This is a genomic window from Azospirillum sp. B4, from assembly GCF_000333275.1.
Taxonomy (GTDB): Bacteria; Pseudomonadota; Alphaproteobacteria; order Azospirillales; family Azospirillaceae; genus Nitrospirillum.
This window is the reverse complement of record NZ_BACU01000274.1, coordinates 1-15,822: the sequence shown is the minus strand read 5'-3', so window position 1 is coordinate 15,822 and position 15,822 is coordinate 1. Positions and strand designations below refer to the sequence as shown.

The 15,822-nt window shown below is 67.9% G+C and carries 10 protein-coding genes and 1 pseudogene; 8 read left to right on the top strand and 3 right to left on the bottom strand.

The window, feature by feature from the left end; genetic code table 11:
• Positions 1-2 precede the first annotated feature (2 nt).
• The 3 genes and pseudogenes from I55_RS12010 to I55_RS12000 all read left to right on the top strand — a co-directional run bounded on the left by I55_RS12010 (position 3) and on the right by I55_RS12000 (position 3,248).
• On the top strand, positions 3-1,328 hold the full coding sequence (locus tag I55_RS12010; RefSeq protein ID WP_044560814.1) for a UDP-glucose/GDP-mannose dehydrogenase family protein: 1,326 nt from the start codon (positions 3-5) through the stop codon (positions 1,326-1,328).
• 30 nt (positions 1,329-1,358) lie between these two features.
• Positions 1,359-2,749: pseudogene (gene pgmG, locus I55_RS12005) on the top strand (phosphoglucomutase/phosphomannomutase PgmG).
• A 136-nt stretch (positions 2,750-2,885) separates the two neighbouring features.
• Positions 2,886-3,248, top strand: a complete 363-nt coding sequence (locus tag I55_RS12000; protein WP_044560813.1) for a hypothetical protein — start codon at positions 2,886-2,888, stop codon at positions 3,246-3,248.
• Between the two features lie 40 nt (positions 3,249-3,288).
• On the opposite strand, the gene I55_RS11995 is transcribed toward I55_RS12000, so the two are convergent.
• Positions 3,289-4,230 carry a CPBP family intramembrane glutamic endopeptidase gene (locus tag I55_RS11995; RefSeq protein ID WP_044560812.1) on the bottom strand — a complete coding sequence of 314 codons (942 nt, stop codon included), beginning with the start codon at positions 4,228-4,230 and terminating at the stop codon, positions 3,289-3,291.
• 10 nt (positions 4,231-4,240) lie between these two features.
• Positions 4,241-5,620: a D-alanyl-D-alanine carboxypeptidase family protein gene (locus I55_RS11990; protein ID WP_252181116.1), complete on the bottom strand. Its 1,380-nt coding sequence runs from the start codon at positions 5,618-5,620 to the stop codon at positions 4,241-4,243.
• Between the two features lie 539 nt (positions 5,621-6,159).
• On the opposite strand from I55_RS11990, the gene I55_RS11985 reads away from it, so the two are divergent.
• From I55_RS11985 to clpA, 3 genes are all read left to right on the top strand, one after another.
• Positions 6,160-6,711, top strand: coding sequence for a phasin family protein (locus tag I55_RS11985; RefSeq protein ID WP_044560810.1), 552 nt, complete (start codon positions 6,160-6,162; stop codon positions 6,709-6,711).
• 278 nt (positions 6,712-6,989) lie between these two features.
• Positions 6,990-7,334: an ATP-dependent Clp protease adapter ClpS gene (clpS, locus tag I55_RS11980; protein ID WP_044560809.1), complete on the top strand. Its 345-nt coding sequence runs from the start codon at positions 6,990-6,992 to the stop codon at positions 7,332-7,334.
• Positions 7,335-7,339: 5 nt separating this feature from the next.
• Positions 7,340-9,655, top strand: a complete 2,316-nt coding sequence (gene clpA, locus I55_RS11975) for an ATP-dependent Clp protease ATP-binding subunit ClpA (protein WP_044560807.1) — start codon at positions 7,340-7,342, stop codon at positions 9,653-9,655.
• Positions 9,656-9,908: 253 nt separating this feature from the next.
• On the opposite strand, the gene I55_RS11970 is transcribed toward clpA, so the two are convergent.
• Positions 9,909-10,328 (bottom strand): response regulator, encoded by a 420-nt coding sequence (locus I55_RS11970; RefSeq protein WP_049974050.1) that lies wholly within the window; start codon positions 10,326-10,328, stop codon positions 9,909-9,911.
• 201 nt (positions 10,329-10,529) lie between these two features.
• On the opposite strand from I55_RS11970, the gene I55_RS11965 reads away from it, so the two are divergent.
• Together I55_RS11965 and I55_RS11960 are read left to right on the top strand one after the other, a co-directional pair.
• Positions 10,530-14,468: a two-component regulator propeller domain-containing protein gene (locus I55_RS11965; RefSeq protein WP_044560806.1), complete on the top strand. Its 3,939-nt coding sequence runs from the start codon at positions 10,530-10,532 to the stop codon at positions 14,466-14,468.
• Positions 14,469-14,640: 172 nt separating this feature from the next.
• A partial coding sequence (locus I55_RS11960) for a M28 family peptidase (protein WP_148293694.1) occupies positions 14,641-15,822 on the top strand: 1,182 nt, incomplete at its 3' end.

The following is a 15,822-nucleotide window of genomic DNA, read 5'->3' as shown; positions in this document are numbered from 1 at the left end:
GTATCGCGGTGATCGGAACAGGCTATGTCGGCTTGGTCTCGGGCGCCTGTTTTTCCGAGTTCGGCGTGACCACGGTCTGCGTCGACAAGGATGCCGGCAAGATCGAGCGCCTGAACCGGGGTGAGATTCCGATTTTCGAGCCTGGGCTGGACGACCTGGTGGCCAAGAACGCCAAGGCGGGCCGCCTGTCCTTCACCACCGACCTCGCCGCCGCCGTGAAGGGCGTGGACGCCGTGTTCATCGCCGTGGGCACGCCCTCGCGCCGCGGTGACGGCCATGCCGACCTGTCCTACGTCTATGCCGCCGCCCGTGAAGTGGCGGAAACGCTGGACGCCAACCGCTACACCGTCATCGTGACCAAATCGACCGTGCCCGTGGGCACCGGGCGCGAAGTGGCCCGCATCATTGGTGAGACGCGGCCGGGCCTGGACTTCGACGTCTGCTCCAACCCCGAGTTCCTGCGCGAAGGGGCGGCCATCGCCGACTTCATGCGGCCGGATCGCGTGGTCATCGGCGCCGAATCGGACCGGGCCCGGGCGGTGATGAAGGCGCTCTACCGCCCGCTCTACCTGATTGAGACGCCCATCGTCATGACCAGCCTGGAAACGTCGGAGCTGATCAAGTACGCGGCCAACACCTTCCTCGCCACCAAGATCACCTTCATCAACGAGGTGGCGGACCTGTGCGAGAAGGTGGGCGCCAACGTGCATGACGTGGCCAAGGGCATCGGCCTGGACGGCCGCATCGGCCGCAAGTTCCTGCACGCCGGCCCGGGCTACGGCGGGTCGTGCTTCCCCAAGGACACGCTGGCGCTCGCCCGTACCGCGGCCGACGTGGGCGCCCCCCTGCGCATCGTCGAAACGGTCATCGACATCAACGACAAGCGCAAGAAGGCCATGGCCGCCCGCATCGTCGAGGCGGCGGGGGGCAGCGTGGAGGGCAAGCGCGTCGGCATCCTGGGCGTGACCTTCAAACCCAACACCGACGACATGCGCGACGCGCCGTCGCTGGACATCATTCCGGAACTGCAACGTCTGGGCGCCGTTATCCAGGCCTATGATCCCGCCGGCATGCATGAGGCGGAGCGGATGCTGCCGGGGGTTTCCTGGTGCACCGACGCCTACGCCGCCATCCAGGACGCCAACGTCCTGGCCATCCTGACGGAATGGAACGAGTTCCGCGCCCTGGACCTGGACCGGGTGCGCCGGTCCATGAAGGCGCCGGTTCTGGTCGACCTTCGCAACGTCTACAATCCGGACGACATGAACGCCGCCGGTTTCACCTACCGGTCCATCGGCCGGCCCCAGGGCCGGTCCGAGCGGCGATAAATCCAAGCAGCAAGGGAGCAGGTGCAAGTCATGACCGCTAATCATCGGTTCCACCCCACGGTGCTGCGCGAGTACGACATCCGCGGCGTCATCGGCAAGACCCTGGGCCCGGACGACGCCCGTGCCATCGGCCAGGGCTTCGGCACCCTGGTGGTGCGCGCCGGCGGCACCCGCGTGGCCATCGGCTACGACGGCCGCCTGTCATCGCCGGAGCTGGAGCAGGCCTGCGTCGAGGGCCTGATGTCCACCGGCCTGGAGGTCGTGCGCATCGGCCTGGGCCCCACGCCCATGCTGTACTTCACCGTGCGGCACCTGGAACTGGACGCCGGTGTAATGATCACCGGCTCGCACAACCCGCCGGACTACAACGGTTTCAAGATGATGCTGGGCAAGGGCCCGGTCTATGGCGAGCAGATCCAGGAGATCGGCCGCCTGGTCCACGGCCAGGACCTGGTGACGGGTGCGGGCTCCTCGCGCCAGCTGGACGTCAGCGAAGAATACATCGACCGCCTGGCCAAGGATTATGACGGTACCAGGGACCTGACCATCGTCTGGGACGCCGGCAATGGTGCCGTGGGTCACATTCTGCGCCGCCTGACCGACAAGCTGCCGGCAAGCACATCCTGCTGTTCGAGGAGGTGGACGGCACCTTCCCCAACCATCACCCCGACCCGACTGTGCCGGAGAACCTGGAAGACCTGATCCACGCGGTCGCGGCCAACAAGGCGGACCTAGGCATCGGCTTCGACGGCGACGGCGACCGCATCGGCGCGGTGGACGAGAACGGCGACATCATCTGGGGCGACCAGCTGCTTGCCATCTACGCCGCCGACGTCCTGAAGACCCACCCGGGCGCCACCATCATCGCCGACGTCAAGTCCAGCCAGACGCTGTACGACGACATCGCCAAGAACGGCGGTAAGCCCCTGATGTGGAAGACGGGCCACAGCCTGCTGAAGGCCAAGATGGCCGAGACCGGCTCGCCCCTGGCCGGTGAGATGAGCGGCCACATCTTCTTCGCCGACAAGTACTACGGCTTCGATGACGCGCCCTATTGCGGCGTGCGCCTGGCCGGCCTGGTCAGCCGCAAGGGCAGCCTGGCCGCCCTGAAGGCCGTGCTGCCGCCCGTCTTCAACACCCCGGAAGTCCGCTTCCAGGTGGATGAGGAGCGCAAGTTCAAGGCGGTGGACGAGATCGTGGCCCGCGCCAAGGCCCTGGCGGGCGACGGCATCGAGGTCAACGACATCGACGGCGTGCGGGTGAAGACCGTGGACGGCTGGTGGCTGCTGCGCGCCTCCAACACCCAGGACGTGCTGGTGGCCCGCGCCGAGGCCTTCAGCGAGGCCGGCCTGGAACGCCTGAAGGGCAGCATCCGCGACCAGTTGAGCCAGAGCGGCATCGCGGCGCCCGACGGCTTCTGAGCCGGTCGGCGGTAGAGTAGGGAACGGGCCGCGATCCGCTGGGGTCGCGGCCCTTTCTTATTTGTTCAGCACGGCAGGGTGGGGGACTATTGATTGCGGCGTCACAGGAACGTTACCCCATGCTGCGATTGGTGAAATGATGTTGGAGCGGCTGAACTGGTCCGTCCTCGCCTTGGCGCAGTGCGCGGAGATTCAAATAGGATTGTTTCCCGATTTCGCCCCGGCAGGGGAAGAGCTGGCCCTTTGTTGGGAAGAGGCTTTGGGGGAGTTGGAATCCGGTGGCGCAGACATTTCTTCCGATCAGAAGGACAAAATAGAAGCGCTGGATAAGTTGATACTCGCGATGAGCGGCCCGGATTTTTTAAGGTTCGGCTCCGATGGCGGGCTGAATCTTCCAGAATGGGGCCCTGTGAGATTGGCGGCTGCCGAAGTCGCGCGATCATTCGGCTGGCCGATGGTGCCGCCACCTCCAAGCCAGGACATATATTTGAAAGGCTGAGACCGTTGGGTCTCCTAAAGGCGCGTCGGAACCTGTGAGATCATAGGACGGGCCGCTGTCGCACCACCCAGCCCCGTCGCACGCCCAGGTACCAGTAAAGGCCGCAGACCACGCCCATGGTCACCAGCACGGCGGCCACGTCCTCCACGCCCGCGGGCTTGCCCTCCGGCGCGCCCACGCCCAGCAGGGAGGGGAAGGGGGCCCCGAGCACGCCCATGACATAGATGGCGGTCAGGTTCTGGCCCAAATGGATGCCGATGGCGGCCTCCAGCCGGCCGGCCTTGGTGGTGACGGCGGACAGCAGCAGCGAGATGATGAAATAGAGCGCCCGCTGGTCCCACACGCCGTTGCTCCAGGATTGGGTGTGCAGGCAGGCGAAGAGTGCCGCCACGGGCAAGGCGCTCGCCCAGGCGTTGCCCGTCAGGGCGTACAGCCCCTGGCTGATGTAGCCGCGGAACAGCGCCTCCTCCGCCGTGACCTGCAGCAGCACCATCCAGGCGGTGGCGGTGGCGAAGGCCAGCACCTGGGGCCAGGGCTGGCCGCCGGGGGCGAACGGCTCCCCGTGCGCCACGTCGATCAGCCCGCTGACGATGACGGTCAGCAGCACCAGCCCGCCCCACAGCAGGGCGGAGCGTGCGGCCAGGCCCAGGTCCAGCCCCGGCACGGGAGAAATCACGCTGCGCAACGGCCGGCCGTGCAGCCAGCGCAGGGCCAGGGCCAGGGGTAGCAGGGAGGCGGCGACGCTGCCCAGCATGACCAGCAGCTCGAAGATGGCGCGCAGGGCTTCACTGCGCTTCAGCGCCGGTTCCAGCCGCAGCCACTGCGGCGCCTTGAGAAGCAGGATGGCGATAAGGACGGCGCCCAGCGCGACCACGAACAGGCCGCCCAGGAAGGCCCACCACGGCTCCCGCCGCTGCCGTGCCAGGGCCAGCAGGGACGGGGCGGCGTCATCGCCGCCCGCCACCGTCATCATCGCCGACATGGGAGGGCGGTCAGCTGGCACCGGGGGCGATGGTGATGCAGTCCTGGCCCTGGCGCTTCAGCTGGACACAGGCGGCGCGGGCCGTCTTCTCATTCAGGCCCGCCAGGCGGGCGCGGTAGAGGCGTGACCCCGCCTCCTGCACGTTGGGCACGGCGGCGTTCAACAGGCCCTTGGTCCGCTGCGTGGCCCGGGCGATGGCGGCCTGGGTGGCGGCGCGGTCGTTGTAGGCGCCAACCTGGATGCTCCAGCCCGCCGGAATGGTCTTGGCCTTGGGCGCCACGGCCACAGCCGGGGCCGCCTCCGCCGGGGCCACCAGCAAGGTGTGGTCGGCCACGCTCTCCGCCGCCTTGCCCACCGCCTTGGCGGCCTTGCCGGCGGCGCTGGCCAGCCGGACACCGGCCGCGGGCTTCGCCGCCGGCGCCTCGTCCGCCTCGTCCTCATCGCCTTCCGACGCGGTGTCGTCGGTGGCCTTGTCGGCGCTGGCCACCTGCACCGGAGCGGCGCGGCCATTGGGGGCGTGGCTGTTGGGGGCTTTGATGGGCGCCTCGGCGGTCAGCACGGCGCCGGGCTTGGTGTCGAAGGCCTCGTCCAACAGGTCGGCCATGCGGTTGTCACGCCACACGGCGCTGCTGCCGCCCATGACCACCGCGATCAGCCGCCGGCCGTTCTGCACGGCGGACCCCACCAGGTTGAAGCCCGAGGCGTTGATGAACCCGGTCTTGATGCCATCCATGCCCGGATACCGGGACATCAGATGGTTGTGGTTGGCCATGGTGGCGCCGTTATAGGTGAAGCTTTCCGTCTTGAAATAGGCGTACTGCCTGGCGTGGTCGTGGATCAGGGCCTGGGCCAGGCGGGCCAGGTCGCGCGCCGTGGTCTTCTGACCGGCGTTGGGCAGGCCGGACGCGTTGCGGAAGGTGGTGCGGGTCATGCCCAGCGCATGGGCCTTGGCGGTCATCAGTTGGGCGAAGTGGGGCTCGCTGCCGCCCAGGTTCTCCGCCACCGTCACCGCCACGTCGTTTGCCGACTTGGTGACCAGGGCCAGGATGGCATCGCGCACGCGGATGGTATCGCCCGGATCCAGCCCCAGCTTGCTGGGCGCCTGGGCGGCCGCGTGCTGCGACACCTTGAACGGGGTGTCCAGCGTGACGCGGCCGGCGTCCAGCGCGTCGAACAGCAGGTACAGCGTCATCATCTTGGTCAGGGACGCCGGATAGTTCTGGGTGTCGGCCCCGGCGGAATGCAGCACCTGGCCGGTTTCGGCGTCGACAACGATGGCGGCGTACTTGGCGAAGGCGACGGCGGGGACGAAGGCCCAGCACGCAAGTAAAGCCAGGACGGCCCAGCGCACGCGCCGGCCAGCCAAGTATGTGCGCTTACAATGGGTCACGGTGAACTGCCCCTTCCGCCATGCCGCGTTGTCGGTGGCGACTAAAGTAAAGGCATGGGGAATCGCTGTCCAGTATTGAAAATAAGATTGAGTGCCAAGAGCCATGGCGCCTCGCCGCAACTATGACTGGCGCTTTTACATGTGCCGGTGGCGACTCCGGCGGGATGCGCTACCCCGGAGGGACAGGGGTCGCCATTCATATGATATATTGCACCGCAACATGGCGCCACCTTCCGAGGGAGGATTGGCTAGACAGTTCGGCTTACGAAGCACCCTTTCGCGCCAGTTCGGAGCGAATTACGGAGGTAGGAAGCGCCAAAATCCCACATGACGAAATTTTTGCGGTGCACAAAAACTGGTTGACAAACATCTCGGCACGGTCCAGATATGGGATCGTGCTGCGACGCAACATGACGGTGCCATTGCGGGCCGTTGGCGCGCAGGCACCTCTCCCGGCCGATGCCGGATTTGCCTGACCCGGGTACGGGCCGCATCGGGCGGCCGATGGATCATTAGCGATCATTGGAAGGAGCACCCTCATGACCACCCCGAATACTGCCACCACCGCCACGCGCGCCAAGAAGGTCGTCACCGACGCCGCCGTGGAAGCAGGCGCCGCCACCAAGCAGGCCGCCGAGACCACCGTCGCCGCCACCCAGGACGCCGTGACCAAGAATTACGAGCAGGCCGTGGCCCTGACCAAGGAACAGGTCGAGAAGGCCAGCAAGAAGGCCTTCGAGGCCTATGAGGAGCTGACCGCCTTCAACAAGGAGACGGTGGACGCTCTGGTGCAGTCCTCAACCGTGCTGGCCAAGGGCCTGGAGAGCCTGTCCAAGTCCTTCGTCGCCTACGCCCAGTCCTCGCTCGAGAGCAGCGTGTCCGCCACCAAGGCCCTGCTGGCGGTGAAGACCCTGCGCGAGGCCGTGGACCTGCAGTCCGAATTCGCCAAGACCAGCTTCGACACCCTGATCAGCGAGGCCACCAAGACCTCCGAGGCCTCGGTGAAGCTGGCCAATGAGGCGATCGAGCCGATCTCCGCCCGCGTCAACGCTGTCGTGACCAAGTTCGGCAAGCCCCGCCTGGCCGCCTGATGCCGGTGCGGTCGCCCCCGTGCGGCCGATCACCACAGCGAACGCTGACGAACCCGGTGGGCCCGCGCCCGCCGGGTTTTTGTTTCGCCCCCGGGTTTTGTTTTGCCCACTGTGACGGCCGCCGTTGCGGAAGGCAGGCTTCGCTTGCGTCCGGGTGATTTCCGTGCGGCAATCGCACCCCAGGCATGAATAAGGTTACCAGGGGTCTTCCAACGGCCCGCCGCGATCTCATATTATTCCTGGGATGACCACCCCGAGAGACACGTACCTGGAAGGCCATGACGGAGTTCGACAGTCAGGGAAATGAGGGCGGCAATGGCGGCGACGGCACCAACACCGGTGTCGTGGTCAAGGCCAAACCCAAGACCAAAAAGCCCTCCATGTACAAGGTCTTGATGCTGAACGACGACTACACCCCCATGGAGTTCGTCGTTCACATCCTGGAGCGTTTCTTCTCCAAGAACCGGGAGGAAGCGACGCGGATCATGCTGCATGTCCATCGCCGCGGCGTCGGCGTGTGCGGCGTGTTCACCTACGAGGTGGCGGAAACGAAGGTTACCCAGGTGATGGACTTCGCGCGCCAGAACCAGCATCCCCTGCAATGCACCTTGGAGAAGGATTAGTAGGCATGCTCTCGCGTAACCTCGAGCAGACGCTGCACCGGGCCCTAGCTTACGCCAATGAGCGTCGGCACGAGTACGCGACCCTGGAACACCTGCTGCTGGCGCTCACCGAGGACCAGGACGCCCTGGCCGTGTTGCGCGCCTGTGGCGTGACCGTGGAGAAGTTGCGCGTCGAGCTGGGCGAGTATCTGGACAACGAGCTGAGCAACCTCATCTCCAGCCGGTCCGAGGATGCGAAGCCCACCGCCGGCTTCCAGCGGGTGCTCCAGCGCGCCGCCATCCATGTCCAGAGCTCCGGCAGGGAGGAGGTGACGGGCGCCAACGTCCTGGTCGCCCTGTTCTCCGAGCGTGAGAGCCACGCCGTCTATTTCCTGCAGGAGCAGGAGATGACGCGCTTCGACGCCGTCAACTACATCTCCCACGGCATCGCGAAGTCCCCCGGCCGGTCCGAGACCAAGCGGGTCAGCGGGTCGGAGGAGGAGACGCCGGCCGGCGAGAAAGCACCCAAGAAGGGCACGGACGCGCTGGAGGCCTATTGCGTCAACCTCAACAAGAAGGCGCTCAGTGGCAAGATCGATCCCCTGATCGGCCGCGCGCAGGAGGTTGACCGCACCATCCAGATCCTCTGCCGCCGGTCGAAGAACAACCCGCTGTACGTGGGCGACCCGGGCGTGGGCAAGACCGCCATCGCCGAGGGCCTGGCCCGCCGTATCGTCCATGGCGAGGTGCCGGAGGTGCTGCAGAACGCCACCATCTTCGCGCTGGACATGGGCGCGCTGCTGGCGGGAACCCGCTACCGCGGCGACTTCGAGGAACGGTTGAAGTCCGTGCTGTCGGAGCTGGAGGCGGTCGAGGGCTCCGTCCTGTTCATCGATGAGATCCACACGGTGATTGGCGCCGGTGCCACCTCGGGTGGCGCCATGGATGCCAGCAACCTGCTGAAGCCGGCCCTGGCCAGCGGTGCCCTGCGCTGCATCGGCTCCACCACCTACAAGGAATACCGCAGCTATTTCGAGAAGGACCGCGCCCTGGTCCGCCGCTTCCAGAAGATCGACGTCAACGAGCCCTCGCTGGACGACGCGGTGAAGATCCTGGAAGGGATCAAGAGCTACTACGAGAAGCATCACAACGTCCGCTACACCCGCGAGGCCATCCGCTCGGCGGTGGAGCTGTCGGCCAAGTACATCGGCGACCGCAAGCTGCCGGACAAGGCCATCGACATCATCGACGAGGTGGGGGCGGCCCAGATGCTGCTGCCGCCGGGCAAGCGCAAGAAGACCATCCAGGTCAAGGACGTGGAGGCGGTGGTCGCCAAGATCGCCCGTATCCCACCCAAAAGCGTCAGCCGGGATGATCGCGAGGTGTTGCTGAACCTGGAACGCGACCTGAAGACCATGGTGTTCGGCCAGGACAAGGCCATCGACACCCTGGTCAGCGCCATCAAGCTGGCGCGGGCCGGTCTGCGCGATCCGGAGAAGCCCATCGGCAATTACCTGTTCTCCGGTCCGACCGGTGTGGGCAAGACCGAGGTGGCGCGCCAGCTATCGCGCACCCTGGGTATCGAGCTGACCCGCTTCGACATGTCGGAGTATATGGAGCGGCACACGGTCAGCCGCCTGATCGGCGCCCCCCCGGGCTATGTCGGCTTCGACCAGGGCGGCCTGCTGACCGATGCCATCGACCAGCACCCGCACTGCGTGCTGCTGCTGGACGAGATCGAGAAGGCGCACCCGGATCTCTACAACATCCTGCTGCAGGTGATGGACCACGGCAAGCTGACCGACCACAACGGCAAGACGGTCGACTTCCGCAACGTCATCCTGATCATGACCACCAACGCCGGCGCGTCCGACCTGGCCAAGCCCGCCTTCGGCTTCGGTCGTGAGAAGCGGGCGGGTGAGGATGAGGAGGCGATCAACCGCCTGTTCACCCCGGAATTCCGTAACCGCCTGGACGCCATCATCGGCTTCGCCGGACTGTCGCCGGAGATCATCGGCCGGGTGGTGGACAAGTTCGTCATGGAGTTGGAGGCGCAGTTGACCGATCGCGGCGTCACCATCGAGCTGACGGACCAGGCGCGCGAGTGGCTGGCGACCAAGGGGTATGATCCCCTGTACGGCGCGCGCCCCCTGGGCCGCACCATCCAGGAATACATCAAGAAGCCCCTGGCCGAGGAACTGCTGTTCGGCAAGCTGGTGAAGGGCGGCGCCGTCCGCGTCACCGTCAAGGACGACGCCCTGTCCTTCGACTACGTGGCCGGCGGCACCCGCCCGGGCCAGCCCGAGAAGCCGGAAGAGAAGGTGCCGGAACTGGTGAACTGACCTTTCGCTCATCCAGATGCTTGAACCGAACGGGCTTCCAGGACATCCCTGGGGCCCGTTTCGTTTTGGGCGACTGGCTGAGGTGCTGCGGCACGGGCTACAGACTCGTGCCGCAGTAGCCCGCGACCGCGGGCGCCGGAGGTTTCCGGGGAGCGTCAGCGGACCGGAAACTGAGGAAGCCAAGCGGCTGGATGGCCGCCCCCGGCGCCTGAGGGCGCGGCTCTTGAGCAGTCACGATCAAGAGCCGCGCGTATCAAAGCGCCAACAGGCGCTTGATCAGCGCGTCCAGGTCGTTCCACACCAGGGGCTTGGCGACATAGCCGGAAAACAGCCCTGTGGTCAGATGGTCGATGACATCGGTTTCGGCCGTCATCAGCACCAATGGCACACCCCGGCCCCGTCCGGATGGCACGGGACGTTCATGCAGCACCCGCGCCGCCTCCGCGCCGCCGACGCCCGGCATGTTCAGGTCCAGCAGCACCAGGTCGAACGGCGTGTCGCCGGCGGCGTCGAACAGGCTGACGGCTTCCGCCCCGTCGGCGGCCCCGGCGGCCTCATAGCCCAGGCGGCGCAGCACCGCCAGGATCAGTTCCCGATTCACGCGATTGTCTTCCGCCACCAGGATGCGCGGTGCTGGCACGCTGGTACTGGTGGCGGTGTGTTGGATGCTCATCGCAAATCCACCTGTTTGGGGCGGCAGTAGGCGCTGCGCGCGCCTCCGGCTGATGGGGCCTTACAATAGGCCTGTTCCCCAGCCAGGCCCAGCCCCCTTTCCGCCGGAAGGCCTAAGCCGGATGGGCAGGGGCGATGCTGATTTTGTGGCGCGCCGCTGGCTTTCCTATAAAATCCAAGATTGTTCGGGCCACCCCTCTCGGTGACTCCGGCGATTGCCGTCACCCTGGTGGTTGTGCTGATGCGCGTAGCGTTCTTCCTTGTTGTGCTGTGGCTGGCGGCCATAGGGCCTTTCTGGGGCCCTGTCGCGGCGGCACGGGCGGAATCCGCGCACTGGCAGGCCTTGGGCCAGACCGCGTTCGAACACATCGACCGCAGCCGCGGGCTGCCCAGCGACACCATCTTTTCCCTGGCGCAAGACCAGCGCGGCTTCATCTGGATCGGGACCACCAACGGCCTGGCCCGTTTCGACGGCTATCACATGCGGGTGTTCCAGCCGGATCCGAATATTCCAGGCTCCCTGCCGGACGGCGTCATCCGCGCCCTTCACGTGGACCCCGCTGGCCGGCTTTGGGTGGGGACCCATGTCGGCGGGCTGGCGCTTTATGATCCGGTGACGGAGCGGTTCCGCACCATCGCCCCCGGGCCCACCGGCGTCAGCGCCGCCACCGTCTATGACATCGCCGATGATGGGCAGGGCGGTGTCTGGGTCGCGACGCGGGGTGGCCTGGACCACCTGACGCGTGAGGGGCGGGTCACGCAACACCTCCGCCACGGCGGCAAGGGCGCCCAGGAAGGGGACGCGGGCGGCGACGCGCTGCCGCACAGCACGGTGTTCACCGTTCATCAGGACCGCTCCGGCGCGCTGTGGGCCGGCACCGCCAAGGGCCTGGTGATGCGCGCGGCGGGCGTCACCGGCTTCATGACCCCGCCGGTGGCCAACCCCAGCCAGGCCGCCGCGGCCCTGCTGGCCGACAGCGTCTGGCAGATCGAGGAGGACGCGGATGGCCGCCTGTGGCTGGGCGGCGACCGTAGCGGCTTGGGCGTCTATGACCCGCAGGCGCAATCCCTGACTGTCATCCGGCCGCAGGGGGAGGGGGAACCGCCCCTGTCCGCCGTCACCATGCGGGGTGCCGTGGAGGTGCGGCCCGGTGTGCTGTGGGTGGCGACGCTGGGCAACGGCATCGCCGAGGTGGACGTGGCGCGCGGCGTCTACCACGCCATCCGCCATGAGGCCGACATCCCCGCCACGCTGTCCAGCAACGCGTTGCGCGCCATCATCAAGGACCGGTCCGGCCTGATCTGGACGGGGGGCGATTCGGGACTGGACGTGCACAATCCGACCAACGCCGCCCTGGTCACCCTGTTCACCGGCAATGGCCGGCCGCCGCTGGGCGACCTGCCCACCATCAAGAGCGTGGCGGTGGCGCCGCAGGGGGTGCTGTGGCTGGGCGGCGACGGCGCCGTGGTGGGCTTCGACCCGGCCACCCGCCAGGTGCGCCGCATCCTGGCGGGTGGCCCCCTGGCAGATCCAGCGCACAGCCTGCCGCAACTGGACGTGCTGGCCATGGCGCGGCGCGGTGGCGCCGATGGCCGGGGCATGCTGTGGGCCGGCACCCCCCGGGGTCTTTATCGCGTAGGCGAGTCCTCTGGCGTGGTGGAGCGGGAAACGCTGCCCACCACCAACCCCACCCCCTACATCTCCCGCGTGGTGACGGCGGGGGAGGTCACCTGGATCGCCACCTTTTCCGGCCTGGTGCGCATCGATGCCGACGGCGCCAAGACGCTGTACCGGCATGAGGCCGCCAACCCCAACAGCCTGGTGGACGACCGCATCATCGCCCTGGCCGTGGACCACGCCGGCGCGGTCTGGGCCGGGACGGAGCATGGCCTGAACCGGCTGGATCCCGCCACCGGCGCGGTGGAACGCCTGGCCCATGACAAGAACGACCCCGGCTCGCTGCCGCACGATTATATCAACAGCCTGGCGGAGGATGGACAGGGCCGCCTGTGGGTGGGCACTGCCCAAGGGGGCATCGCCATTCTTGATGGCCGCGACGGTGACGGGAAGCCACGCTTCCGTGTGCTGGACCGGGAAAACGGCCTGCCCAGCCTGCGCATCAACAACCTGACCTATGACGGCCACGACCATGTCTGGGCGACCACCGCGGATGAACTGGTGCGCATCGACGTGGCCACGCTGGCCGTCCGCGTCCTGGGATCGGCGGAAAACGCCCTGATCCGCCGTTACTGGGAGAACGCCTCGGCCGTCACGCCGGACGGCATGCTGCTGTTTGCCGGCGATGGGGGCATGACGGTCGTATCACCCAACGATATCGCCGACTGGCGCTTCGCCCCGCCACTGGCGGTAACCGACGTGCGCGTGGATGGGCAGAGCGTGCCGCCCGCCGCCATCGACGGCGTTCCCCTGGTCCTGCGCCCCGGCGACCGGGGGTTCGAGGTGGAGTTCACGGCCCTGGACTTCTCCGCCCCCGACCGCAACCGCTACGCCGTCATGCTGGAAGGATTCGACGCCTCGTGGATGGAAAAGGATGCGCAGCGCCGCCGCGCGGTCTACACCAACCTGGCGCCCGGCCACTACCAGCTGCTGGTCCGGGGCAGCAACAAGGACGGGCGCTGGAATCCACAGACCCTGTCCCTGCCGGTGACGGTGCTGCCCGCCTGGTACCAGACCTGGTGGTTCCGCGTCCTGGCGGCCACCGCGACCATCGGCGCCGTCGCCTTGTCGTTCTGGGGACGGCTGGCCTGGCACCGCCGCCGCCAACGGGAGTTGGAGGAACTGGTGGATGCCCGCACCGCCGACCTGGCGGCCTCCGCCGCCACCCTTCGACGGGTGGGCGACGCCGGCCGCGACCTGTCGGCCTCGCTGGAACGGGAAGCCATCTGCCGCGCCCTGCATGCCCATGTGGCGGAACTGATGCCGGCCGCAGCGTTACGCGTCGCGCTTTTCGACACCCCGGTTGTCAATGAGCGTGACGCCGCTGCCCTGTCGCTGGCCTATGCCAGCGGCGTGCCGGAGGCCGAGGCGCGGCTGGGCCCGCTGGCGCCGGAAGATCCGCTACACCAGCGCGCGGTAGAGGGGGCCTCCACCACCAGCGGTCCAGATGGCACGTTGCTTCATGCTCCCTTGCGGGTGGGCGGACGCCGCCTGGGCGTCGTGGAGGTGCGCATCAGCCGGCCGGACGCGGCGCTGCCCCGGCATGTGGAAGCCTTGCGTTCCATGGCCGCCTTCGCCGCCGTCGCCATCACCAATGCCGCCGCCTTCCGCGAGGTGGAGCAGGCGCGGGAGGAAACGGCGCAGACGCTGGCCAACCTGGAAAACGCCCTGACCCGCCTGGTGCAGCAGGAAAAGCTGGCCTCCCTGGGCAATCTGGTGGCGGTGGTGGCGCATGAGATCAACACGCCCTTGGGCGTCTCCGTCACGCTGGGCTCGCAATTGCAAGGCGAGGTCGAGTCCCTGGCCGGGGCCGTGGCGGAAAGGCGCCTGCGCCGGGGCGACCTGGATGAATTCCTGACCCAGGCGCGGGACGAGTGCGAGATCCTGAACCGCAACCTGCGCCGCGCCGCCGACCTGGTGCAAAGCTTCAAGCAGCTGTCGGTGGACCAGACCAGCGAGCGCGTGCGGGCCGTGCCCCTGACGGAATACCTGCGCGAAACCCTGCTGAGCCTGGAGCCGCTATTGAAGGGGCATGGGGTGACCGCCACGGTGGAGGGGCCGCCGGGCCTGATTGTCCCCACCCGGCCAGGGCAACTGGCCCAGGTGCTGACCAACCTGGTGCAGAACGCCGTGGTCCACGCCTTCGACGGCGTGACGGATCCCGCCATCCATATCCAGGTGTCGCGCACCCCGGCGGGCCGCGCCGCCGTCACCGTGTCCGACAACGGGCGAGGCATGACGGCTGACCTGGCCGCCCAGGCGTTCGAGCCGTTTTTCACCACCAAGCAGGGCGCTGGCGGATCGGGCCTGGGCCTGCACATCGTGCACAACCTGGTGACAGGGCCCCTGCGCGGCGAGCTCAGCCTGGACAGCCTTCCAGGGGCGGGCACCCGCGTCCACATCGAGCTGGGCACCTTCCAGGCCAGCGAAGCGCCGCCGGTGCTGGAACCCAGTCTTCAATGACATCCCCTCCCGCTTAAGGCCTCACCAGATGTCATCGTGACAACTGCGCGATGGCGCCGGGGGGCCGCCCCATGGCAGTTTGCCTGCGACAGCGGGCCGGCACGGGTGGCGGGGGCCTTCCGGAACGAGCCGAATCATGGGAGATGCGGGCGTGTTGGATTTGAAGAACAAAATGGCCCGGGCCGGCCTGGCCCTGGGGGTTTTCGGGGGCGTGCTGGGGAGCGTGCTGGGCGGTCCGCTGGCATCGGCTGCGCGGGCGGACGAGGGGCCGGCCATCATTCCGGCCTCGGCGCTGAACAGCGTCAAGGAACTGCAGAAACGGGCGCTGGCCGGCAGCGGGGCGTATGAGGTGGTGGAATCGCTGACCACCCAGGTGGGGCCGCGCCTGCCCGGCACGCCCAACGACGCGGCGGCCGTGGCCTGGGCGGTCAAGACCATGAAGGACCTGGGCCTGCAGGACGTCCACACCGAGGCCGTGCCCATGCCAGGCTGGCGCCGCGGTCTGGAGCGGGCCAGCATCGTCAGCCCCCTGCCGCAGCCGGTGGCCGTGGCGGCGCTGGGCGCCAGCGTCGGCACGGGGCCCGAAGGGCTGGAGGCCGAGGTGGTGCGCTTCGCCAGCCTGACGGACCTGAACGCCGCCCCGGCCGGCTCCCTGACCGGCAAGATCGCCTACATCGCCCTGCCCATGGCCCGCACCCAGGACGGCAGCGGCTATGGCGAGGCCGTGGCCATGCGCATGGGCGGCCCCGTCGTGGCGGCCAAGAAGGGGGCGGCGGCCGTGCTGATCCGCTCCGTCGGCACCGACGCCCACCGGGCGCCCCATACCGGCATGACCCGGTATGAGGAGGGCGTGCCCAAGATTCCGGCTGGCGCCATCTCCACCATCGACGCCGGCCAGCTGGACCGGCTGCTGGAGCGTGGGCCCGTGAAGATGAGGCTGGTGCTGGACGTGGGCCCGCAGGATCCCATCACCACCTACAGCGTGGTGGGCGACCTGAAGGGCACCGAGAAGCCGGACGAGATCGTGCTCATGGGCGCGCATCTGGACAGCTGGGACCTGGGCACCGGCGCCATCGACGACGGCGCCGGCGTGGCCATCGCCCTGGCCTCGGCCAAGCTGATCAAGGGCCTGCCGGAAAAGCCGCGCCGCACCCTGCGCATCGTCCTGTTCGCCGCCGAGGAGGAGGGGACCTACGGCGCCATCGCCTATGGCAAGGCGCACGCGGACGAGGCCGCCCATTACGTGCTGGGCACCGAGGCCGACCTGGGCATCGGCCCCGTCTGGCAGTTCAAGATGAAGGGAAACGCCAACGCCGCGGCGGCGCAGGCGACCATCGCCCAGGCGCTGAAGCCG

Bases quoted from the DNA above. Each gene is read 5' to 3' on its own strand.
- I55_RS12000 (WP_044560813.1), top strand. From the start codon at position 2,886: ATGATGTTGGAGCGGCTGAACTGGTCCGTCCTCGCCTTGGCGCAGTGC.
- clpA (WP_044560807.1), top strand. From the start codon at position 7,340: ATGCTCTCGCGTAACCTCGAGCAGACGCTGCACCGGGCCCTAGCTTAC.
- clpS (WP_044560809.1), top strand. From the start codon at position 6,990: ATGACGGAGTTCGACAGTCAGGGAAATGAGGGCGGCAATGGCGGCGAC.
- I55_RS11985 (WP_044560810.1), top strand. From the start codon at position 6,160: ATGACCACCCCGAATACTGCCACCACCGCCACGCGCGCCAAGAAGGTC.
- I55_RS11970 (WP_049974050.1), bottom strand. From the start codon at position 10,328: ATGAGCATCCAACACACCGCCACCAGTACCAGCGTGCCAGCACCGCGC.
- I55_RS11995 (WP_044560812.1), bottom strand. From the start codon at position 4,230: ATGTCGGCGATGATGACGGTGGCGGGCGGCGATGACGCCGCCCCGTCC.